Origin of the sequence: Parasphingopyxis marina (assembly GCF_014237875.1) — a bacterium.
GTDB lineage: Bacteria > Pseudomonadota > Alphaproteobacteria > Sphingomonadales > Sphingomonadaceae > Parasphingopyxis > Parasphingopyxis marina.
The window spans coordinates 1-23,744 of sequence record NZ_JACJVJ010000002.1; the positions used below are offsets into that span (position 1 = coordinate 1).

At 63.8% G+C, this 23,744-nt stretch carries 15 protein-coding genes and 1 tRNA gene; 10 read left to right on the top strand and 6 right to left on the bottom strand.

Annotation, left to right across the window (positions count from 1 at the left end; translation table 11 throughout):
* Positions 1–207 precede the first annotated feature (207 nt).
* From H6P80_RS08785 to trxA, 8 genes are all read left to right on the top strand, one after another.
* Positions 208–2,343: a TonB-dependent receptor gene (locus H6P80_RS08785; RefSeq protein ID WP_185801034.1), complete on the top strand. Its 2,136-nt coding sequence runs from the start codon at positions 208–210 to the stop codon at positions 2,341–2,343.
* Between the two features lie 94 nt (positions 2,344–2,437).
* Positions 2,438–4,789: a sensor histidine kinase gene (locus H6P80_RS08790; protein WP_185801035.1), complete on the top strand. Its 2,352-nt coding sequence runs from the start codon at positions 2,438–2,440 to the stop codon at positions 4,787–4,789.
* A gap of 6 nt (positions 4,790–4,795) precedes the next feature.
* Positions 4,796–5,266, top strand: coding sequence for a tRNA (adenosine(37)-N6)-threonylcarbamoyltransferase complex ATPase subunit type 1 TsaE (gene tsaE / locus H6P80_RS08795; RefSeq protein WP_185801036.1), 471 nt, complete (start codon positions 4,796–4,798; stop codon positions 5,264–5,266).
* Positions 5,263–6,255 carry an aminoglycoside phosphotransferase family protein gene (locus tag H6P80_RS08800; protein WP_185801037.1) on the top strand — a complete coding sequence of 331 codons (993 nt, stop codon included), beginning with the start codon at positions 5,263–5,265 and terminating at the stop codon, positions 6,253–6,255. The genes tsaE and H6P80_RS08800 overlap by 4 nt, the downstream gene beginning before the upstream one ends.
* Positions 6,252–7,013 carry a nucleotidyltransferase family protein gene (locus H6P80_RS08805; protein WP_185801038.1) on the top strand — a complete coding sequence of 254 codons (762 nt, stop codon included), beginning with the start codon at positions 6,252–6,254 and terminating at the stop codon, positions 7,011–7,013. The genes H6P80_RS08800 and H6P80_RS08805 overlap by 4 nt, the downstream gene beginning before the upstream one ends.
* The gene (gene addB / locus H6P80_RS08810; RefSeq protein WP_185801039.1) at positions 7,006–9,981 is read left to right on the top strand and encodes a double-strand break repair protein AddB; all 2,976 of its coding nucleotides are present in this window, start codon (positions 7,006–7,008) and stop codon (positions 9,979–9,981) included. Before H6P80_RS08805 ends, addB begins: the two co-directional genes overlap by 8 nt.
* Before the next feature lie 4 nt (positions 9,982–9,985).
* On the top strand, positions 9,986–13,417 hold the full coding sequence (addA, locus tag H6P80_RS08815) for a double-strand break repair helicase AddA (RefSeq protein ID WP_235973846.1): 3,432 nt from the start codon (positions 9,986–9,988) through the stop codon (positions 13,415–13,417).
* A 53-nt stretch (positions 13,418–13,470) separates the two neighbouring features.
* A complete protein-coding gene (gene trxA, locus H6P80_RS08820; RefSeq protein ID WP_185801041.1) occupies positions 13,471–13,797 on the top strand; it encodes a thioredoxin TrxA in 327 nt (108 codons plus the stop codon).
* Here the strand turns inward: trxA and H6P80_RS08825 are convergent.
* Entirely contained in the window at positions 13,794–14,612 is an 819-nt protein-coding gene (locus H6P80_RS08825) for an inositol monophosphatase family protein (RefSeq protein ID WP_185801042.1), read from the bottom strand. The two genes, trxA and H6P80_RS08825, sit on opposite strands and share 4 nt — an antisense overlap.
* On the bottom strand, positions 14,593–15,822 hold the full coding sequence (gene argJ / locus H6P80_RS08830; RefSeq protein WP_185801043.1) for a bifunctional glutamate N-acetyltransferase/amino-acid acetyltransferase ArgJ: 1,230 nt from the start codon (positions 15,820–15,822) through the stop codon (positions 14,593–14,595). Before argJ ends, H6P80_RS08825 begins: the two co-directional genes overlap by 20 nt.
* A gap of 152 nt (positions 15,823–15,974) precedes the next feature.
* On the opposite strand from argJ, the gene secA reads away from it, so the two are divergent.
* Both secA and H6P80_RS08840 read left to right on the top strand, forming a co-directional pair.
* Entirely contained in the window at positions 15,975–18,716 is a 2,742-nt protein-coding gene (gene secA / locus H6P80_RS08835) for a preprotein translocase subunit SecA (protein WP_185801044.1), read from the top strand.
* 13 nt (positions 18,717–18,729) lie between these two features.
* Positions 18,730–20,499 carry an adenylate/guanylate cyclase domain-containing protein gene (locus tag H6P80_RS08840; protein ID WP_185801045.1) on the top strand — a complete coding sequence of 590 codons (1,770 nt, stop codon included), beginning with the start codon at positions 18,730–18,732 and terminating at the stop codon, positions 20,497–20,499.
* 55 nt (positions 20,500–20,554) lie between these two features.
* Here the strand turns inward: H6P80_RS08840 and H6P80_RS08845 are convergent, their stop codons facing one another.
* From H6P80_RS08845 to moaA, 4 genes are all read right to left on the bottom strand, one after another.
* Positions 20,555–21,352, bottom strand: coding sequence for a hypothetical protein (locus H6P80_RS08845; protein WP_185801046.1), 798 nt, complete (start codon positions 21,350–21,352; stop codon positions 20,555–20,557).
* A gap of 306 nt (positions 21,353–21,658) precedes the next feature.
* Positions 21,659–21,733 (bottom strand) — tRNA-Asn (locus tag H6P80_RS08850).
* Between the two features lie 75 nt (positions 21,734–21,808).
* On the bottom strand, positions 21,809–22,585 hold the full coding sequence (locus H6P80_RS08855; protein WP_185801047.1) for an NAD kinase: 777 nt from the start codon (positions 22,583–22,585) through the stop codon (positions 21,809–21,811).
* Positions 22,582–23,601 carry a GTP 3',8-cyclase MoaA gene (gene moaA, locus H6P80_RS08860; protein ID WP_185801048.1) on the bottom strand — a complete coding sequence of 340 codons (1,020 nt, stop codon included), beginning with the start codon at positions 23,599–23,601 and terminating at the stop codon, positions 22,582–22,584. The genes H6P80_RS08855 and moaA overlap by 4 nt, the downstream gene beginning before the upstream one ends.
* Positions 23,602–23,744 lie beyond the last annotated feature (143 nt).

The window sequence follows — 23,744 nt, forward strand, 5'->3', positions numbered from 1 at the left end:
GGCCGCCTATATCGGGGTCGAACAGCAAGGTCCCTTCAAGACCGACGCCTATCGCTACTAGCTACACCCCAAACCCAACCAAAGGGCGCCCGCCAACAACGGCCGGCGCCCTTTCTTGTGCGCTGCAACGACGAATGGAATGATAGCTTCGACGAACCGATCCTCTATCAATTGATATGTTGTCACATACCGAATAGGTCGCGGTTCATGAAAAACACCCGCACCGCTGCCCTGCGCGCTTTGCTCCTTGCGAGCGTCACGATCACCGCTCAGCCGGCTTTTGCCCAGGAGACTGCCCGAGGAGGCGATCTTCATGATGAGACTTCGGCGCAGATCGTCGTCACGGCGCAATTCGTTGACCGGCTGGACATCCTCGCGGGAACCTCGACTTTGTCGGGCGCTGAGCTCGACCAAAGTATTCGTCCGCAGATCGGCGATTCCCTGACCCAATTGCCCGGCGTTTCGGCGACCTCGTTCAGCCCCGGCGCGTCGCGCCCCGTGCTCCGTGGTTTCCAGGGCGGACGAATAGCGGTGCTGACCGACGGGATCGGTTCGATCGATGCGTCGAACACCTCGGCCGACCATGCCGTCACCATCGATCCGCTGACATCCTACCGGATCGAAGTGCTGCGCGGCCCTGCGGCGCTGCTGTTCGGCAGCCAGGCGATCGGCGGCGCAGTCAACGTCTTCGACCGGCGCATACCCCGCGAAGTCCCTGACGAGCCCGTCCATTTTGACGGTCTCGCCACTTATTCGTCGGCCGCCGAGGATCGCAGTATTGCCGGTGCGCTCGATGTTCCGCTGACGAGCCGCCTCGTCGCCCATGTCGATGGCAGCTATCGCAATAGCGACGATGTCGAAATTTCCGGCTTTACACTCGCGCCGGAGCTGCGCGCCGAACAGCTCGCTATTGCGGCGGAGGAAACCGAGGAAGGCCATTTCGACGAAGCCGAAGAGGCATTAGAACTGGCGAATCTCAGGGGGACCGTTCCCAACAGCGCGACCGAAACCTGGACTGCGGGCGTCGGCCTCGCGTTGATCGACAGCTGGGGCAGCCTCGGCGCCTCGGTCAGTTTTTACGACACCAATTACGGCATTCCCGCCCGGCCCGGCGCCGAACATCATCATGAAGAAGGCGATGACGATGCGGACGAAGAAGGGCATGAAGAGGAAGGCCCGGTTACGATCGACCTTCATCAGGTGCGCGCCGACCTGCGCGGCGAACTGATTACGGGCGGCGGCTTCCTGGAAAGCGTCAAGTTGCGTCTCGGCTATGCCGACTACGAACATATCGAATTCGAAGGGGACGAGATCGGCACGCGTTTTCTCGTTTCGGGTCTGGAAGGCCGGCTCGAACTCGTCCAGGCCGACCGCGATGGCTGGCGCGGCGTCATCGGCGGACAGCTCTATGTTCGCGATTTCAACGCGATTGGGGCCGAAGCCTTCGTGCCGCGTAACAATACCGAACAATATGGCTTGTTCACCGTCCAGGAATTCGAGATGGGCGCGCTCGGCATCGAAGTCGCGGGCCGCTATGAACATACCAGCGTGGACGCGGCGCCGCTTGCGATAGATCGCAGTTTCAATACATTTTCGGGAGCCGTCGGCCTCGGCTTTGAAGTTGCTCCCGAGGTTCGCGTCGGCGCCAATCTCTCCCGCACCGAGCGCGCACCGACCGCCGAAGAGCTATTTTCCGATGGCCCGCATATCGCAACCCAGGCCTATGAAATCGGCAATCCGAACTTCGATACCGAAAAGAGCATCGGTCTCGAAGCCTATCTGCGCGGCGATACCGGCCGCTTCAGTTTTGCGCTGACCGGCTTTGTCAGCTGGTTCGACGATTTCATCTACGACACCGCTACGGGCTTGGAAGAAGACGAGCTTCCCGTCTTTCAATATTTCCAGAACGATGCGACCTATTACGGCTTCGAAGCGGAAGCGACTGTACTGCTCGCCGAGGCCGGGTCGTTCCGTTTCAATGCCGATCTCGTCACCGACTATGTGCATGCGACGATCGACAGCGGCGGCCCGGTGCCGCGTATCCCGCCGCTGCGGGTGTTGACGGGTCTTGAAGCGCAGTCCGACCATTTCGACGCGCGGGTCGAGGCGGAATGGGTTTCCGGACAGGATCGCATCGCGGCTTTCGAGACGCCGACCGACGATTTCACGCTCGTGAACGTCTCGGCCGCCTGGCGGCCCTGGGGCAGCGCCAATGGCAGCGCGGTCTTCGCATCGGTCAACAACCTGTTCGACGTCAATGCGCGGCGACATGCCTCCTTCACCAAGGATTTCGTACCCTTGACGGGTATCGATTTCCGGGTGGGCGTCAGGACGCGCTTCTAGCAGCCGATTCTCCCACCGCGGTGGGGCGCCGCCACCTTCCGCACGCCTCTCATCCGGTCTAGAAGCGCCTCATGTTACGGGGCATCCGACCGCTATGATCACCGTTTCGACCAGCGCGGCCGTGATAATCGGCATGGTGCTGGCCGCCTGGCTGGCAGTTGCGACCTGGGCGACGGTTACGGCCCTGCGCGCCCGGGCCGGCGGCGAACGGGCGGCCGCGGCGGCCCGGCGCGGCGGACGGCTTCTCGAAAGCGCGCCAATGGTCTTCATGATCGTCGATTCCAAGGATCGTGTCGATGCGGGGCCGCGCCTTGCGGAATGGTTCGGCTTTTCCCGTCCGCCCCGGCGGCTGTCCGACTTCAAGGATGTGGTCGGTGAAGAACCGTTCGATTCCTTGACGGAGGCCGTGCGGGCCACGCGCCGAACCGCAAAGCCCTTTGGCCAAGAACTGAGGCTCGCGGGATCCAGCCGTATCCTTTATGTGCAGGGCGGCCCGGCGCCCGACGATCTCGGCGGTCCCCAGGCAGCGATTCTCTGGATTTTTGACGCCAGCGATACGCGCAGCGAGATGGTCGAACTTACGAGCCGGGCGGACCGCGCGCTGGAGGCGCTGACCGCGCTGTCGGCGCTGATTGAAGCGGCGCCCTTTCCGATGTGGCATCGCGGGCCCGATCTTCGGCTTACACTCGTTAACCAGGCTTATGTCGACGCGGTTGAGGCCGAAAACGCTGCGGAAGTCATCGCGCGTGGCACCGAATTGATCGAGCTTTCCGGCAAGGATAGCCCGCAGGCTGTGGCTTCGCGGGTGCGCGAGGAGGGCGAGGCGCATGTCCGGACGGTTCCGGCTACCCTGCGTGGTGACCGCAGGATGCTCCGGATTGCGGATGTGCCGCTCGGCGATGCCGGGGTGGCCGGCTATGCTGTGGATGTCGAACAGCTGGAGCAGGCGCGCGCCGAGCTCGGCCGGTTTGCGCGGGCCCAGCGCGCCATGCTGGACCTGCTCTCGGCCGGCGTGGCGCAGTTCAACGCGGAACGCTCGCTCGTCTTCTCCAATCAACCTTTCCAGCGCATCTTCGCGATGAAGAGCGAATGGCTTACCGATCGTCCCGAATTCGATCGTATCCTGGAACGCATGCGCGAAGCCGAGCGTGCGCCGGAAGTCGCCGATTTTCCGGAATGGAAGGCCCAGAGGCGCCAATGGTTCCACGGCGGCAACGAGGCTTCGGAGGAAAATTGGTTGCTGACCGATGGCACCCATATTCGCGTCGTTGCCCAACCCTTGCCCGACGGGGGCCTGTTGCTGATCTTCGAAGACACCACTGAACAGGCCCAGCTCGCAAGCGCGCGCGATACGCTGCTGCGCGTCCGCACCGCCACCTTCGACAATCTTTCCGAAGCGATCGGTGTATTTGCCGCCGACGGCCGATTGCATCTTTGGAACCGGCGGATAGAGGAGGTCTGGGATATCGACGAAGATGTCCTTGCGGGCCATCCGCGCGTGGATGCGATGATGGCTGCGGTCGCCGATCAGTTCGTCGATCCCGATGAGGCCGAAGCGATCCAGCAAGCGGTACGGATGGCGACGTTCGACCGCCAGCAAAAGGGGGGGCGGTTCGTCCTCAAGGATTTGCGCAATTTCGCCTACGCGGCGGTGCCGCTGCCCGACGGCAACGCGCTCTTCACGATGCTCGACATTTCGGATAGCACGCGGATCGAAGCGGCGCTGCGCGAACGCGCCCAGGCCCTGGAAGCGGCCGATCAGGTGAAGACGGCCTTCGTTTCGAACATGAGCTACGAACTCAGGACACCGCTCACATCCATCGCGGGTTTCGCCGAAATGCTGGACGGCGGCTACGCCGGGGAACTGTCCGGCCGGGCGACAGAATATGTCAGTGCGATCCTCGAATCCGTCGGCAAACTCCGCACCCAGATCGACGAGGTTCTCGATCTGACGCAAAGCGAAGTCGGCGGTCTGCCGCTGGCGCGCGAGGAAGTCGACTTGCGGCAGATGTGCGAAGATGCCGTCGCCGCCGTCCGTCTGCTGGCGGAGGAGAGCCGGCACGAACTCGTCACCGAAATCGACTGGTCCGTGGGGAGCGTGACCGGCGATGCCCACCGGCTGCGCCAGTCGGTCGATCATCTGTTGCGCAATGCCGTGCGCTATACGCCGGAAGGCGGGCGGGTTCTTTTGCATGCCGAGGGCGATGCGGCGGCAGCCCGTATCACCATTTCCGACAACGGCGCGGGGATCGCGCCTGGAGAACAGACGCGGGTATTCGATAGGTTCCATCGCGCCGATGCCGAGGAGCAATCGCGCGCCCTGGGCCTTGGCCTGCCGCTCACCAAGCAGTTCGTGGAGGCGCATGGCGGATCTATCGACCTGCAAAGCACGCCGGGGGAAGGGACATTCGTGACAATCACCCTGCCGCGTGGCGGGGCGGAGTAACCGGGTTTGGATGCCGAGCTCTTTCTGCCCGACGAGGCCGCGACGCTCGTGCTCGGCGCCCGCATCGCCGATCTTCTGGAGCCGGGCGATGCGATTGCACTGTTCGGCGATCTGGGAACCGGAAAAACGACGCTGACGCGCGGTATACTCGCCGCGCTTGGCCTTGCCGAGGAAGCGCCGAGCCCCACTTTCGCGATCGTCCAGCCCTATGAGCCCCCGGAAACGCGGTTGCCGGTCTGGCATGTCGACCTCTACCGGATCGAAGACCCCGGGGAGACGCTGGAGCTCGGCCTTGATGATGCGCGCCGCGATTGCGTGCTGATCATCGAATGGCCCGAACGCCTTGGCGGCGCGCTCTGGGACGATGTCTTGCGGCTGGAAATATGTGCCGGGGTGCCGGGGGAAGGGCGGCCCGCCGCTCGGCGCTTGACAGCGACCCTTCCGCCCGCTTGGGAAGCACGATGGCGACAAGCATGAAATATCCCGATTCCGCTCCGGATTTTCTGGAGGAAAATGGCTGGGGCGACGGCGCTCTCCTACCGCTGGCGGGCGACGCATCCTTCCGGCGCTATTTCCGGGTCGTGGCCCCGGGGCGGACGGCGGTGCTGATGCATGCGCCGCCCGAGACCGAGAACAGCCAGCCCTTCCTGGACGTTGCGACGCATTTGAACCGGCTCGGCTTTGCCGCTCCGCGGATCATGGCCAGCAATCTCGAAAAGGGGCTGATCCTGCTGGAGGATTTTGGCGATGCGCGGATGCGCGAGGTTGTCGACGCCGCGCCGGAAAGCGAAGCGCGCATCTATCGCGATGCGGTAACCTTGCTCGGCGTGCTCCACCGCTCGCCGGCCGGCGATCTGCCGCCCTATACGCTCGCCGAATATCTGCGCGAGGCGCTATTGTTCACCGAATGGTATGCGCCGGCGGTCGACATCACTGTCGACGAAGAAGGATATGAAAAGGCGTTTACGCAGGCCCTGGGTCCGGTGCTGGAACTGGGCGAACCGGTTACCGTGCTGCGCGATTATCATGCCGAAAACCTGATGCTGCTCGAAGGGCGCCACGGGATCGGCGCTCTCGGCTTGCTCGATTTCCAGGACGCACTGGCCGGGCATCCGGCCTATGATCTCGTTTCGCTGCTTCAGGACGCACGCCGCGACGTCAACCGCGAGCTCGAAGAGAATATGCTGACCCACTACCGGGTGACCAATCCCGATGCAGCGGGGCAGGGTTTCGAAGCCGCCTATGCCGTTCTCGGCGCCCAGCGAAACGCCAAGATCCTCGGCATCTTCACACGGCTCTGGAAGCGGGACGGCAAGTCGCGCTATCTCTCCTATCAGGCGCGCGTCTGGAAATATCTGGAACGCGACCTCCGCCATCCCGCGCTCGCGCCGGTCGCGGCATGGTTCTCGGCCAATGTCCCGAGTTCGAAGCGCGCCGCGGCGTGGGAAGGGGTTTCGACGCGATGACCAAATATACCGCTCCGCTTGCCATCCGTCCGGCTGCGGAAGGGCCGGTGGTCGAAGCGGCGATGGTCATGGCGGCCGGCCTTGGCAAGCGGATGCGGCCGCTGACGGCCACTACCCCCAAGCCGTTGATCCAGGTATCGGGCCGGGCGCTGCTCGATCACGTACTCGATCGGCTACGCGATGCCGGCGTCACCAAGGCGGTCGTCAACGTCCACTATCTCGCCGATGCGCTTGAGGCGCATGTCGCGCGGCGTGGCGCCGATATCGCCATAACGATATCCGACGAACGCGCGCAGCTTCTCGAAACCGGTGGCGGGGTTACCAAGGCATTGCCGCTCATTGATTCCGATCCTTTCTACATACTCAACACCGATGTTCTGTGGGTCGACGGGCCGAGCGATACCTTGCGGTTGCTTGCCGCGCGCTGGGACCCCGACACAATGGATGCGCTGCTGCTGCTGGTGCCGCAGGCGCGCGCACATTGCCACGGCGGGCGCGGCGATTTCCACATGGACAGCGTCGGACGGATCCGGCGACGCGGGCGCGGCAAGATCGCGCCTTTCGTCTATTCGGGTATCCAGCTTGTCTCGAAGCGCCTGTTCGAGGATGCGCCGGAAGGCGCCTTTTCGACCAATATCCTGTGGGACCGGGCGATCGAAGCGGGCCGTGCCTTCGGGCTCGCGCATCAGGGCATGTGGTTCGATATCGGCACGCCGCCGGCGATCAAGAAGGCCGAAATGCTGCTCGTGGATGGCTGAGGCCGCCCACCCGCACGTCTATACAGTCCCGCCCCACCGGGCCTTTGCCGATGCGCTGGCGGCGGGCTTGCTCGCCATGCACGGCAAGGACCGGCTCGAACTGGCGCGCGGCATCGTCCTTGTCCCCACCAACCGCGCCGCGCGGGCGATCCAGCACGCGTTCGTGCGCCGCGCCGAAACCGGGCTTCTGCTGCCCCGGCTGATTCCGATAGGCGATCCCGAAATTGCCGAAACGCTGGGCGGCGCGCTCGATCCGATGGGGGAGGGTGAGGAAGCGCCCCCCGCGATCGCGCCGATGGAGCGGACGATGCGGCTCGCGATGCTTGTGCAGCAAGTGCGCGGCGGGTTCGGCGAGGATATCGACGCAGGCGAAGCGATCCGCCTCGCCCGCGATCTGGGCGCGACGCTGGACCAGTTGCTGATCGAAAAGGCCGATCCCCGCCGGATCGATGCGCTGGCCGAGGCCGAACTGCCCGAGCATTGGCAGGCCTCGCTCGACCAGCTCCAGCTGATTATCCGCAAATGGCCCGAAGAGCTGAAGCGGCTCGGGCTGATCGACATGGCCGAGCGCCGCAACATATTGCTCGGCCGGGTTGCGCGGCGGTGGCGGGACGCGCCGCCCGCGGGCTTTGTTGCCGCAGCGGGCATCACCTCCACGGCCCCGGCGGTTGCCGATGTGCTGCGCGCGATTTCGCGCATGGAAGGCGGCATGGTCGTCCTGCCCGCGCTCGATATCGACATGCCGGCGCCGGAATGGGATGCGCTCGGCCCGCACGAGTCCGATCCCGAAACCGGTTTTCGCAAGCCATCAATCGAAACCCATCCGCAGTTCGCGCTGAAGATGCTGCTCGACCGAATGGGCGTGGCGCGCGGCGAGGTTGCACGATGGCGCTGGGGCGGCGGGCATGACAGCCCGGCGGTCCGAACGCGGGCGATCGGCAACGGCATGGCGCCAGCCTCCTTCACCGGCAAATGGAACGATCTGGCGCCTGCGGAACGGCGTTTGTCCGGGGTGCGCGCCGTCGAATTGGCGACGCCCGCCGAAGAGGCGCAGGTGATCGCGCTGGCGATGCGCGAGGCGATCGAGCAACCCGCGCGTACGGCCGCGCTGGTGACCCCCGATCGCGCCCTGGCCCGGCGGGTGTCGGCGCATCTCAAGCGCTGGGGGATCGCTGCCGACGATTCCGCCGGTCGGCCGCTCTCCGAAATGGCTTCGGGGACATTGCTCGTCGCGCTTGCCGAGGCGGCGGCCGAGCGTTTCGCGCCGGTGCCGCTGATGGCGCTTTTGAAGCATCCACTGGTGCGCTTCGGCGAGGATAGTCGCGGGCCTTGGCTCACCATGGTACGGCGTTTCGACCTCTTGATGCGCGGGCCACGGCCGCGCCCCGGGCTTGGCGGCATCGTGCCGCATCTGGCCGGCCAGCGCGAAGGCGCGTCGGAAAGGCGGCAACATGAAATCGATGCGGTGATTGCATGGTGGCGGGATGTGCTGCCGTTGCTCGAGCCGCTGGAGCAAGCCGCAGCGAAACCGCGTTCGCTGCCGGAGCAGATTGCCGCGGTGCGCGCTGCCGCGACGCAGCTGGCCGGCGACGCGGCATGGTCGGGACCCGGCGGACGCGAGGCGGCTGACTTTATCGCCGATTGCGAGATGCATGGCGCGCAGGGGCCCGCACGGGCCGATATGGCCTCGCTCGCCGCGCTGCTGACGCATCTGATGGCGGACCGAGCCGTGCGTCCGCCCTATGGCGGGCACCCGAGGCTGTTTATTTGGGGCCTGCTTGAGGCGCGGCTGCAGCAGGCGGACGTGATGATCCTCGGCGGCCTCAACGAAGGCGTCTGGCCGAACCTGCCGACACCCGATCCCTGGCTGGCGCCGCGCCTGCGCCGGGAACTCAAACTTCCCGGGCTCGATCATCGCATCGGTCTTGCCGCGCATGATTTCGCGAGCGCGCTGGGCGGGCGGCAGGTTCTCGTCACCCGCGCGCGGCGCGATGCGAGCGCACCCGCCATCGCCAGCCGCTTCTGGCTAAGGCTCGAAGCGATGACCGGCGGATTGACGCGCGCGCCCCGTTTTGCGGCTTGGGCGCAGGCGATCGACCGACCGCAGGCGGGCGTGCACCCTGTTTCCCAGCCCGCACCGTCGCCACCGATCGCGGTTCGCCCGAAGCGGATTTCGGTTACCGCCGTCGACCGGCTGAAGGCGGATCCCTACGCCTTTTACGCGCGCACGATGCTGGGCCTGTCGCGGATCGATCCCGTCGACGCCGAGCCCAGCCCGGCCTGGCGCGGGATGGCGGTGCACGCGATTTTTGAAGCCTGGTTCAAGGAGGATGGCTGCGATCCCGCCAAACTCCTCTCGCGCGCCGAAGCCCTGCTGGCGGGAAGCGAGGCTCATCCGCTGATGCGGGCGCTGTGGCAGCCTCGCTTGCTGGAACCGGTTGAGTGGATGGCGGAAAAGGTTGCAGAATTCGCGGCCGAAGGCCGGAAGCCGATCGCCGCCGAGATCAAGGGCGAGGCGGAGGTTGCGGGCGTGACGCTGAGCGGCACGGCGGACCGGATCGACAGCCTTGCGGACGGTTCTCTGGCGATTGTCGACTATAAGACGGGCAAGCCGCCTAGCGTGTCGCAGGTCGAGGCCGGTTTCGCGATGCAATTGGGGTTGCTGGGATTGCTGGCCGAACGCGGGGCTTTTACCGGGATAGATGGCGAAGCGGCGGCGTTCGAATATTGGTCGCTGATGAAGGAAAACGATCGGTTCGGGGCGATCAAGACACCCTTCAAGCGCGGCGGTACGATCTTGCCGGACAATTTCGTCGCCCATGCCGCCGACGTCTTCGAAAAAGCGGCAGAGCGATGGCTGACGGGCAGCGAGCCATTCACCGCGAAGCTCCATCCCGAATATGCGCCCTATGGCGACTATGACCAGCTGATGCGGCGCGACGAATGGTATGGGCGCGGTGATGGCTAGACGGATGAAGCCCCTCTACGCGCTCACCTCCGAGCAGCGCGACGCTTCGGCACCGAAGGAACTCGCCTGGCTGTCCGCGTCGGCGGGGACCGGCAAGACGCAGGTGCTGACCGCGCGCGTGATGCGGTTGCTGCTGGCCGGGGTCGATCCAGCTTCGATCCTCTGCCTGACCTTCACCAAGGCCGGCGCTGCCGAGATGGCGGACCGGATACACGAACGCTTGGCCTATTGGGTGCGGCTCAAGGGCCCGAAGCTGGCGCAGGAATTGCGCGCGCTCGGCGAGCCGGTCGGCGAGGAGAATGTCGAGGCCGCGCGCCGGCTTTTCGCCGAAGTGCTCGATGCGACGGGCGGTGGCCTGCGCATCCAGACGATCCACGCCTTCTGCCAGAGCCTGCTCGCGGCCTTCCCCGCCGAGGCGGGTATCGTGCCCGGTTTCCAGCCGATCGAAGGCCGCGAACAGGCGCTGCTGCTGCGCGAAACGATGGCCGAAATGCTCGTCGCGGCGGAAGAGCGGGCCGATGCGGGGCTGACTGCTGACGTGCAGCAATTGAGCCGGCGAATGGGTGAGGACGGGGCCGAGAAGTTTCTCGAACGCTGTGCCGGAGCCTTTCAGGAACTCCGCGCCCTCGGCGCGCCGGAACTTATCGGTGACGAAATGCGGCGCGCGCTCGAGGTGCCGCTTGGCGATATCGATGCGGCGATTGCCGAAGGCTGTTCGGACGCGCATTTCGACACGGCCTCGCTCAGGGCGTTCGCCGCCGCCAACAGAGAATGGGGAACGAAGACCGGGCTAAAGCGCGCCGATACCGCAGCCGATTGGCTGAGCCGCGATCCCGCAGGCCGCGCCGAAATTCTCGGCTATCTCAGGAAAGCTTGGATCACTGGGGCCGGCACGTTCAACCAGACGGGCTGGGCGAAGCTCTGCGAACTGGACGCGGACTACGAAGCTACGCTGATCCGTCTCAACGAAATTGTAGGCAACCTCCTTTCCCTTCGTATCAAAGGCGATTTCGCCGATTTCGCGGCGGCGGGGCTCCGGGCCGGACGGCGCTTTGCCGAAGCCTATGCGCTCGCCAAAGGTCGCCGGGGCGTTCTCGATTTCGGCGACATGATCGGCCGTGCGCGGGGTTTGCTGGAGCAGCCCGGAATCGGCGACTGGATCCGCTACAAGCTCGACCAGTCGATCGACCATATCCTTGTCGACGAGGCGCAGGACACCAACGCCGAACAATGGGATATCGTCTGGCATCTGACCGAGGAATTTTTCGAAACCGATCCCGAGAGCGGGGAAGCGCCGCACCGCACGATCTTCGCCGTCGGCGATTTCAAACAGGCAATCTTCGGTTTCCAGGGCACCAATCCGCGCGCCTTTCGCGATGCGCAGCAGCGCTTCGCCGACCATATCGCCGAACGCTTGCGTGAGCTCCGCGATCTCAGTCTCGATAAAAGCTATCGTTCGACCCCGCCGATCCTGGAACTTGTCGACGCCGTCATGGCCGATATCGGCGCTCCGGCCATCGGGCTCGATAGCGGCATTCGACCCCATGTCAGCGGCCGCGGCGACAAGCCCGGCCGGGTGACGCTGCTGCGGCCGGTGACGGGCGAGGAACCGGAGGATGCCGAAGAAGGTTGGGCGGCCGACGCCAAGCTGAAGATGGCGTCGAACCTCGCAAAGCAGGTCAAGCGCTGGCTCGACGAGAAACTATGGCTGGGCGGGCAGGGTAGGGCGCTGCGGCCCGAGGATGTGCTGATCTTGGTCCGCAGCCGCGGCGAGCTGGCCGCGCTGCTCGTCGCGCGGCTGCACAAGGAAGGCGTGCCGGTGGCCGGTGTCGATCGCCTGATGCTGACCGATCCGCTGGCGGTGCAGGATCTGCTGGCGGCCTTGCGCTTCGCGCTCCAGCCTGAAGACGATCTCAACCTTGCGAGCCTCCTCGTTTCGCCTTTGGGCGGATGGACCCAGGACCGGCTCTACGATGTCGCGAAGGATCGGCGCGGCAGCCTTTGGAGCGCTTTACGCGATACGTTGAACGATGAAGACGAGACCCGGGCTGCGCTGGAATCCATTCTCAACGCTGCCGATCTGGTGACGCCCTACCAATTGCTGGAATCGATCCTCTCGGGTCCGCTCAGGGGCCGGGAAAAGCTGCTTTCCCGGCTCGGCGAAGAAGCGCGCGACCCGATAGAGGAACTACTCAACCGCGCGCTCGTCTTCGAGCAGGAAAATTCGCCCTCGCTCCAACATTTCCTGCAATGGTTCGATACCGGCGATGCCGAGATCAAGCGCGATCCTGCCGCCCCGCTCGATGCCGTAAGAGTGATGACCGTGCATGGCGCAAAGGGATTGCAGGCGCCGCTGGTGATACTGGCCGATGCCGCCGCCAATCCCGAAGACAGGCCGTTGAGCGAAGTCGATTTCCCGCTTGGCGGGGGGTCTCGCGGCGTGCCGATCCCCCGGCCGCGCAAGATCGAACAGGTTGGCTCGCTCGCGGAAATTGTCGAAGCGAAGAAACAGGCCGATTTCGAGGAGCATTGGCGGCTGCTCTACGTCGCGCTGACCCGCGCCGAAGAGCATCTCGTGATCGGCGGCGCACTGGGCAGTCGGGCCAAGGGCGTTGCGCCTGAAAAGAGCTGGTATGCGGCAGTAGAGCGCGCGCTCGTCGGGCTGGGCGGCGATTGGATCGAGGACGATCTCTGGTCGGGTCGGTGGGACTTCGAAGGGAAGGCGCCGCCAAAGGCGAAGGGCGGGACGGCGGCGAGGCAGCGGTTCGCAGCGCCCGAATTGCCGGCACCCGAATGGCTTCACGGCCGGGCGCCAGACGAGCAGCGCCCGCCGCGGCCTCTGGCACCATCCTCGCTCGGCGACGACAGGGTCGCCGATCCTCCGCCCGATGCAGCGATGCGAATGGCGGCGCAGCGCGGGCTGCTGCTGCACAGCCTGTTCGAGCGGTTGCCGGACGTTGAGCCGGGCCAGCGGCGGGAAGCAGCGCGGACCTGGCTTGTGCGCGTCGCAGGTATCGAAGGAGCTGCGGAGCGCGAGGAAATCGCTGATGCGGCGCTGGCGGTGATCGACGATCCGGCCTTTGCCGACCTGTTCGCACCGGATGCGCTGGCCGAGGCCCCGATAGCCGCTGTGGTCGGAGAGATCGTCGTGTCGGGCACGGTCGATCGTCTGCTCGTCGAAGAGGATCGCGTGCGGGTGATCGATTTCAAGACCGGCCGGCGCGTGCCGCCCAGTATCGAGGAAGCACCGGAGGCGCATGTGAAGCAGATGGCTGCCTATGCGGCGGCGCTTGGCGTGATCTTTCCGGATCGCCGCATAGAGGCGAGCCTGCTGTACACATCGGGTCCGCTCTTGCTGACACTGGGCGAGGCTCTTTTGGAGGCTCACAAGCCCGGCTTGGCCCATGAGGAGCAAAGTTTGTCGCCGGTCGGTTGAGCGCGGCGCACTCTCACCCTAAATGGCTATCAACCCATCAAGGAGAATCGATCATGGCGACCAAGCCGATTACCGATACCAGCTTCGAAGCGGACGTCCTGAATGCCGACGGCCCCGTACTCGTCGATTTCTGGGCGGAGTGGTGTGGACCCTGCAAGATGATCGGCCCGTCGCTCGAAGAGCTGTCGGAAGAGATGGACGGGCAGGTGACCATCGCCAAGCTCAATATCGATGAAAATCCGGAAGCGGCGGCCCGTTATGGCGTGCGTAGCATTCCGACGATGCTGATCTTCAAGGGCGGCGAAAAGCATGCCGAAAAGATCGGCGCTGCGCCCAAGATGCAGCTCAAACAGTGGATCGAGAGCGCGCTCTCGGTCTAATCGAACAGAATTTCCGCCGCCTGATCCCATAGCTGCGGTGTGGCGGCCGAGAGCAATCCCGGCCGCCTTTCCGCGGGGCGGTACGCGCTGCCATCCGGCCGCGCCGTCTTTCCCCCCGCTTCCTCTACGAACAATGCGCCTGGCGCATGATCCCAGGGCAGGATGCGCTCGAACAGCGCGATATCGTGCTGGCCGAGCACGAGCCGAGGATATTGTTCGCCGGCGCAGCGGGGAATCGCGACGAGATCCAGCTTTCCCTCAGCACGCCCCGCGAATTCTGTTCGGCGCGCTTCGTCCATGAATTGCATGCCGAGCGCGGTTTTCGGTCGTTCTGAACGGGTTGCTTGTGAAACGATGCGGTCGCCTTCGACAAAGGCGCCATGGCGGCGATGGGCGTGGCAGATACGGCCGGTGACCGGATCGAACATCCAACCGGCCTCGGTCTCGCCGTCGGCGAGCAGGGCGATCATCAGCGCGAAGGGCGCCTTGCCTTCGGAAAAGTTGGACGTGCCGTCGATCGGATCAACGATCCAGACCATGCCCTTGTCGAGCCCTTCGAGCAGGCCCGGATTTTCCTCGGCCGATTCCTCGCCGACGATGCGTGCTTCGGGGAGGATCGCAAGCAGTCCTTCACTTAGCATCTCCTCGGCCTCGCGATCCGCCACGGTGACAATTTCGCCCGGCGATTTTTCGGCGATCTCATGCGCGGCGAGGCTCTGGAAGCGCGGCATCACGACCGCTTGGGCGGTGTCCTGGAGCAGCGAGAGGACGGCCGCGTAGAGCGGGTGGAGGGTCTCAGGTCCGGTAATCGGCATTAATCGAGATATAGCCATGGGTGAGGTCGCAGGTCCAAACCGTGGCGCGGCCGTCCCCAAGGCCCAGATCGACGCCGATCTCGATCTCCTGGCCCTTCAGATGCACGGCGACAGGGGCTTCGTCATAGCCTTCGACGGCGAGACCGTCTTTCGCCACCTGCGTCGCGCCGAAGCGGATCGAGAGCCTGTCGCGGTCGGCGGGCTCGCCGGCCTTGCCGACCGCCATGACGACCCGGCCCCAATTGGCGTCCTCGCCGGCGATCGCGGTTTTGACGAGCGGCGAATTGGCGATAGAGAGCGCGATTTTGCGCGCGCTTTCGTCGCTTTGTGCGCCCCCGACGCTGATCTCTATGAACTTGCTGGCCCCTTCGCCGTCACGCACGACGAGATGCGCGAGTTCGCCGCAGACATTATCGAGCGCGGCGGCAAAGGCATCGGCGCCGGGATCGTCAAACGAGCCGAGGGGCGTGTTGCCGGCTTTGCCGGTCGCAAAGACCAGTACGGTGTCCGAAGTCGAAGTGTCGCTGTCGACGGTGATACAGTTGAAGGTGCGCGCTACAGCGGCGACGAGCATCTCCTGCAGGAAAGTGGGTTGGGCCGCGGCATCGGTGAAGATAAAGCCGAGCATCGTCGCCATGTCGGGGGCGATCATCCCCGATCCCTTGACGATCCCGCTGATCTGCACGGTCTTTCCGTCCACGACTGCGCTGGCGGTCGCGCCCTTGGCGAAGGTGTCGGTCGTGCCGATGGCGTTGGCCGCGTCCTCCCAACTTGCCTCGGGCGCGGTGAACGCCGCTTCAAGCCCCGCTTCGGCCTTGTCGATGGGGAGCGGGACGCCGATTACGCCGGTTGACGCGATAAACACTTCGGTCGGCGCGCAGCCGCAATGGGCCGCGGCCTTTTCGGCGATGGCTTCCACCGCCGCGCGCCCGCGATTACCCGTAAAGGCGTTGGCGTTTCCCGCATTGACGACCAGCGCCCGCGCCGTGCCGCCCTTCAGCGCCTCCCGGCACCACTCAACTTCGGGCGACGGACAGAGCGAGCGCGTCGTCACCCCGGCGACCGCCGTGCCTTCGTCCATCGCCACAAAGGTCAGATCGCAGCGGTCCCATTCCTTGTAGCGGGCGCGCGAGACATGCGGGACGGCCCCGGTGATTTCGGGTAAGGTGGGGAATGTCGCGGGCGCGAGGGGGGATTTTTCGAGAGACATTTTCAGCTGCCTGATGGAATTTCGGCCTGCCTTAACCGCTTGCCCTCCAATTGACTATCCTTCGCTCCATCCCTACATCGCGCGCCTAGGTTTTCAGGGGGTTTTCGGCCCGTTTTCGGGGCCTCTCCCGCACTTTAACGTCAGGAACGCCCATGTTCGGCGGTATCGCCAAAGCAGTCTTCGGATCGAGCAACGATCGGTATATCAAGAAGCTCGACAAGATCGTTGCGCAGATCAACGCATTCGAAGACGAAATTCACGCCCTGAGCGACGAGCAGCTCAAGGCCCAGACCCCGAAACTGAAGCAACGGCTCGCGAGCGGTGAAACGCTCGACGACATCCTGCCCGAAGCTTTTGCAACGGTGCGCGAAGCGGCTCAGCGAACTCTCGGCCAGCGGCACTATGATGTGCAGATGCTGGGTGGTATCGTTCTGCATCGCGGCGAGATTGCGGAAATGATGACCGGCGAGGGCAAGACTCTCGTCGCGACCCTGCCGGTCTATCTCAACGCGCTCGAGGAAAAGGGCGTCCATGTCGTTACCGTCAACGACTATCTCGCCCGCCGCGATGCCGACTGGATGGGCCAGATTTATACGTTCCTCGGCATGAATTACGGTGTGATCGTGCCGAACCTGACCGAGGAAGAGCGCCGCGCAGCTTATGGTGCGGACATCACCTACGGCACCAATAATGAATTCGGCTTCGATTATCTGCGCGACAATATGAAATATTCGCGCGCGCAGATGGTCCATCGGCCGTTCAACTTCGCGATCGTCGATGAGGTGGACTCGATCCTGATCGACGAAGCGCGCACGCCGCTGATCATTTCCGGCCCGACCGAGGACAAGTCCACGCTGTATATGGGCGTCGATGCGGTCGTAAAGCAGCTCGTCGACGACGATTATGAACTGGACGAAAAGCAGCGCTCGGTCACGTTGACAGAAGACGGCACCGAGAAGGCCGAGCGGATGCTCGAGGATTCGGGCCTGCTCGAAGGCGCCAATCTATATGACTATGAAAACACGCTTGTCGTCCATCATTTGAACCAGGCATTGCGCGCCAATGTGCTGCAGAAGCGCGACAAGGATTATCTGGTCAAGGACGGCGAGGTCATCATCATCGATGAATTCACCGGCCGCATGATGGAAGGGCGCCGCTGGTCCGACGGCCTTCACCAGGCCGTCGAGGCCAAGGAAGGCGTCGAGATCAAGCCGGAGAACCAGACGCTCGCCTCGATTACCTTCCAGAATTATTTCCGCATGTATCCGAAGCTTTCGGGCATGACCGGTACCGCGCTTACCGAAGCGCCCGAATTTTTCGACATCTACAAGATGAACGTGACCGTGATCCCGACCAACAAGCCGATTCAGCGGATCGACGAGGTCGACGAGTTCTACAAGGACGAGCAGGACAAGTTCGCGGCGATCACCAAGGCGATCCGCGAAGCGAGCGAGAAGGGCCAGCCGGTTCTCGTCGGTACGGTCTCGATCGAAAAATCCGAGCTGCTTTCGAGCTTCCTGACCAAGGAAAAGGTCGAGCACGCGATCCTCAACGCCCGGCAGCATGAAAGGGAGGCGCATATCGTCGCCCAGGCCGGCCGCACCGGCGCCGTGACGATTGCGACCAACATGGCCGGTCGCGGCACCGACATTCAGCTTGGCGGCAATGTGGAATTCCGTATCGGCGATGAACTGGCGGATATGCCCGAGGGGCCCGAGCGGGAGGCCGCGATTGCGCGGATCACGAAGGAAGTCGCCGAGGAAAAGGAAAAGGTGAAGGCCGCGGGCGGGCTGTTCGTGCTCGCGACCGAACGCCATGAAAGCCGACGGATCGACAATCAGTTACGCGGCCGTTCGGGACGCCAGGGCGATCCCGGCCTTTCGCGTTTCTACCTGTCGCTTGACGACGATCTGCTGCGCATATTTGGCCCGCAGACGATGTTCGCGAAGATGGTCCGCTCGAACCTCGAAGAAGGCGAGGCGATTGTCAGCCCCTGGGTCGCCAAGGCGATCGAGACCGCTCAGAAGAAGGTCGAAGCGCGCAACTACGATATCCGCAAGCAGGTCGTCGAATATGACGACGTGATGAACGATCAGCGCAAGGTAATCTACGAGCAGCGCGGCGACGTGATGGATGCCGACGAGATCAGCGACGTCATCGAAGATATGCGCGCCGAGACGGTGAACGGCATCGTCGCCGACCATTGTCCGCATGGTACCTATCCCGAGCAATGGGACGTCGAGGCCCTGAAAGCCCGTGTCGACGAAGTACTCGGCCTCAATCCGCCGCTCGACGACTGGTTGAAGGAGGAAGAGGTCGATCCGGTCATCCTCGAAGAGCGCATCCAGGCGCTCGCCGACGAGCAGCTCGCGCAAAAATCCAAGGATATTCCGCCCGAGGACTGGAAATCGATCGAGAAGAGCGTGCTTCTCCAGAATCTCGACATTCAATGGAAGGAGCATCTCGCGACGCTCGACGCGCTGCGCGCGGTCATCAACCTGCGCTCCTATGCGCAGAAAAAGCCGATCGACGAATATAAGCGCGAAGCCTTCTCGATGTTCCAGCAGATGCTGGTCAATATCCGCGAGGAAGTGACACGGACGCTGGCCTTTGCCCGCTTCCAGCAAGCGCCGCCGCCGCCGCTGCCGGACCTGCCGGACTTCATCACGACTCATATCGATCCGTTCACGGGCGAGGATGACAGCGCCGATATCGATGCCGGCGACCTGGGGTTGGTCACGACCAAATTGCCGCCGCGCCAGTCCGGGATGCCGCGCCTTGACGAGATGCTCTCGGACAATCCCGACGAATGGCAGGGTCAGGTGAGCCGCAACTCGCCATGCCCGTGCGGTTCGGGCCGCAAGTTCAAACATTGCCACGGGGCGCCGCAATAGGGCGGCCCCGCCAATGACGTCGCCCGGCGATCCGCTCGTCCTTGCCGAGGACGCGCTGGCGCGCGGCGACAATCTCGAAGCCTATGATATTGCCGTCTCGGCCCGCGAAGAGGGCATCGAAGCCCCGAGGCTGGACTATGTGGCGGCGCTAGCGCTCGCGCGCATGGACGATACCGAGATGGCGCTCGACTATTATGAGCGCACCGGACTTGGAGAGATTGACGACGACGATATTCTCGCCCTTTGGGGGCGGCTGAAAAAGGATCTCGCTGAAAACGCGTCGGGCGACGAGCAGGCGGTACTCTTTGCCGAGGCCAGCGCGGCCTATCTCGAACTCTACAAGACCAAGAAGAGCTATTATACCGGGATCAATGCGGCGACGACGGCGCTGCTTGCCGGCGATACCGAAAACGCTTCGGCGCTCGCCAAGGACATTCTCGAGGATCCGGAAGTCGCCAAGCCCAAGGGCTTTTACGCGACGGCGACGGCGGCCGAAGCCAATGTCCTGCTCGACAACGATATAGAGGCACGGCAATCGATTGCCGACGCGATCCGCTGGTCGGATGCCGGGGTCGGCTCGAAAGCCTCGACCTTCCGCCAGATGATGCTGATCGCGCGGATCGTTCCCGACAAGGAAGCCATCATCGCGCCGCTTCTCGACATGCTCCGGCCCTCGCCGGTGCTGGTCTATACCGGGCATATGTTCGTCGAGAATTCTGCGGCCGAGGCTGCGCTTTCGGTCCAGATCGACGAGGCGATCAAGGCGCTCAAGCCCGATACGGCCTATGGCGCGCTCGCTTGCGGATCGGACATCATGGTCGCCGAGGCGATTCTGAAACGCGGGCTGGAACTGCACCTCGTCTTCCCGTTCGAAATCGACGATTTCCTGGAACAGTCGGTGCTGCCCGGCGGTGAAAGCTGGATGCCACGCTTCCAGCATTGTCTCGACCGAGCGGCGCGCGTCAGCCTGGCGACCGACATGAAGTTCATCGGCGATCCCAATATGTTCAGCTATGGATCGGCGGTCGCGATGGGGCTCGCCCGGATGCGCGCCAATCATCTGCGCACCGATGCGATCCAGCTGGCGATCGTCAAGCCCGGCGATGCCGCCAAGGCTGCCGGTACCAGCAGCGACGTCGCCTTTTGGCAAAATCTTGGTCATGAAAGCCATGTCATCGACCCGGGCGACATCAACCGCGATCTGGATTGGCCGCCCAAGATCGAGATGCCCGAAGGTGTCACCCGCGTCGCCCATTCGATGATCTTCGCCGATTTTGCTGGCTTTTCGCGCCTGTCGGAGGCTGTGCTGCCGGTGTTCGTGAACGAGATACTCGGTCGTACCGGCACGCTGTTGGACGAGTTCGAAGACGAAGTGCTGTATCGCAACAGCTGGGGCGACGCGCTTTATGCGGTCATCGCTTCACCGACCGATGCCGCGGAGATCGTCCTGCAACTCCAGGCCCGGCTATCGAAAATGCCCGAACAGCTGCTCGATTGTGCGGCCAATTGCGGGATGCGGATCGGCGTTCATCACGGGCCGATCTATCGCGGTTTCGATGCGGTCATCCGCAAGCCCTCCTTTTTCGGGACCGAAGTGACGCGCACCGCGCGGATCGAGCCGGTAACTCCGACCGGGGAAGTCTATGCGACCGAAGCCTTCGCGGCGATCCTGGCGCTGGAGCAGGAGCAGCGGTTCGGCACGCACTATGTCGGTAAGGTCCAGCTCGCAAAGAATTACGGGCAGCTGGCGATGTACAAGCTGAGCCGGCTTCCGCTGGGCTGAGGAAGACGCGGCCGGCGGCTATCTATTGGGCGGACGAATACGGCTCCGCTGCCGATCATAGTGAGATGTCGTCCAGCAATGCGCGCGGCATTCGCCGGTGCATCGGCCGCGTCAGGTTTCCCGAGAGCAAATCATATCCGCTGCCCAGATCGACGGCGACACCGCCATTTTCCTTGATCCAGTGGCAATAGAATTCGGCCCATACACCCGCGCCTATCAGGTGCAGACAGCCCTGGGCCTGCTCCGGCAATTGGGCGCGCACGTCGTCAAGAAACACCGGGTGGGGACGGTCATCCCGGCCGTGTCGGCCGACCGTGCCGACGGGGATATGGGTTATCCTGAGCGCCGGGTGCCGGGCTTGCAGCTTCGCCACCAGATCTGCCCGGCTGGTGATGCATATCAGGTGTTCGGTGGCTGAAAACAACATGTCGAGCCGCTGTGCCAGGCCGAAATAGAAATGGGCCGGCGCCAACAGCTTGGAATCCAGCGCGCCGCTCTCGGCCTGGCGGATCAGAAAATCGACGCCGCGAATATGGCCGGTGACCCCTCGATAGTTTTTCCTGAAATCTTCGACGACGGTTTCGAGGTTCAATTCCGTGGTCCGCCGGGGCCGCCAGATCCCCAGCACGCCCACCACGTCCGCCGATGCGATCGCGGCGTTCATCAGCGCATTCAGTTTGTCCAGCCACGCCTCGGTTGGAGAGAAGGAATCCTTCCGGTTGCCGATGCTGGCGGCTAGGGCGTGACGATTGAGGCTCGGGGTTTTGCGATAATATTTGTAACCGGCGATATTGGCCTCGCCGTCGCCGATCCGGATCGCCGAAAAGGGTTTTCCCCCGCGCAGCGCCTCCACGATCCGCGTGGCCAGGGCAGCGCCGAACGGATCGTCTATAAAGGGCAGGCCACAGTGGCGGTATCGGCGCCTTACTTGCTCCGGGTCCCAGATTTGCGGATTCCGGCGTATGAATTCGGCGAATGTTTCGACGTCTTCTTCGGTTACCGACGATCGGGGATAGGGCGACTCGGAATCGCTAAACATCGCGCGGCGACGGTAAGGGCCGCGAGGGCGGGCTCGCTAGGTCCACGCTGTTCATCCTTCCCTTATCGACGCTGTGGCCGTCGCCGCAAGCCGATATGTGACGAAACGGAAGGGAAACGGTGGCTCCCCGGGTCTGATTCGAACAGACGACCGAGCGGTTAACAGCCGCTTGCTCTACCACTGAGCTACCGGGGAACACCGTATATCCGACCGGGCTATTCCCGGTGGAGGCGGCCCTATAGCAACGCTTTCGCCGCTTTTGCAAGCATCTCAGACGATGAATTGTTCGCGGGCTATTCGCTCGTCCAGGGCGAAATCGGGGTCGAACATCAGCGAAAGCGTGAGGCTGGTGTCGAGATGCACTTCGACGGTCGAAACCTCGCGAACTTCGCGCTGATCGGCCACCGCGCTGACGGGCCGTTTGACCGGTTCCAGAACGCGGAACCCGATGCGCGTCGTATCGGGCAATATCGCGCCGCGCCAGCGCCGCGGGCGGAACGGGCTGATCGGGGTCAGCGCGAGCATATTGGACCCCATTGGCAGGATCGGGCCCTGGGCGGAAAGATTATAGGCGGTGGACCCCGCCGGTGTGGCGACGAGGACGCCGTCGCAGACAAGTTCCTCGATCACGACGCGGCCGTCGGCCGTCACTTCGAGCTTGGCCGTCTGGCGGGTTTCCCTCAGCAGCGACACCTCGTTGATCGCGGCGCTGGAAATGGTTTCGCCGTCGACGGTAACCGCCTCCATGCGCAACGGGGTGACGGTGAAAGTTTTCGCCTTTTCCACCCGCTGGTCGAGCGTATCGGGCTTCCACTCGTTCATCAGAAAGCCGACGGTGCCGAGATTCATGCCGAAAACGGGCACGATGCGCCGGTCGGTGAGCATCTGGTGCAGGGTCTGGAGCATGAAACCGTCTCCGCCGAGCGCGATGATGCCTTCCGCCTCGTCCAGCTCCGCGAAATCGTGTCGACGGCGCAGCACGGTGGCCGCATCCTGCGCGGAATCGGTCGGCGAGGCGACGAGCGCGAACTTTCCGTCGATCGTCATCCGCCGGTAACGCTCATGTGCCGGGTTGCGCGGGAGGAGACATGGCCCTTCTCGATTGCGAAGTCGTGGCGTTCGGGCTTGAGGATCATCGCCTTGTCGAGCACTGCGTCGAGCGCCTCGCGACCGCCTTCGCGCAGCGCCGTTTTGAGGTCGAGATGGTCGTCATGCCCGAGGCACATATAGATTTTCCCGGACACGGTGACGCGGACGCGGTTGCATCCGGCGCAGAAATTGTTGGTAAGCGGTGTGATAAGGCCGAGCTTCAGCCCCAGTTCCTCGACCTGCCAATAGCGCGCCGGCCCACCGGTGCGTTCGATCAGCGGCGTTAAGCGAAACTGCTCTTCCAGCTGCTGCTGCACGGCGTCGAGCGGCAAATAGCGATCGTGCCGGTCCTCGTCGATCTCGCCGAGCGGCATCGTCTCGATCATTGTCAGATCGTGTCCCTGATCGGCGCACCACCGCATCATCGGTACAATTTCGTCCTCGTTGAGCCCCTTCAGACCGACCATGTTGATCTTGACGCTGATACCGGCCGCCTTTGCCGCTGCGATACCCTCGAGCGTCCGATCGAGCTCGCCCCAGCGGGTGACATAGCGGAAAGTTTCGGGATTGCGGCTGTCGAGGCTGACATTGACGCGGCGGATGCCCGCATCGACGAGCGCTTCGGCATGGTCGGCGAGCCGCGTCGCATTGGTCGTCATCGTGAGTTCGTCGAGCGCACCGCTGTCGAGATGGCGGCCGATCATGCGAACCAGATCGACAACTCCCCGCCGCACCAAGGGTTCGCCGCCCGTGAGCCGGATCTTGCGCACGCCGCGCGCGATAAAGGCATCGGCAATCTCGCCGATTTCCTCAAGCGAGAGGATGCTGCGCCGGGGCAGGAACTGCATCTTTTCGGCCATGCAATAGCGGCATCGCAGGTCGCACCGATCCGTCACGGACATACGCAGATAGCTAATCCGCCGGCCAAAACCGTCGGTAAGCGGGCGCGCAGCCTGGGAAGCCGTTAAATCCATGCGCCCGCCCTAAAACGGGGCAGGGGCGGGAGCAAGTGTGGATCGGGAGATTGCGAAGGCTTAGATCGGGTATAAGGTACGGAATTCGCGAGCCCGAACGGGGTGCGACCTTCAGGAGCAGAGGCCATTTCGGACTTCACGCC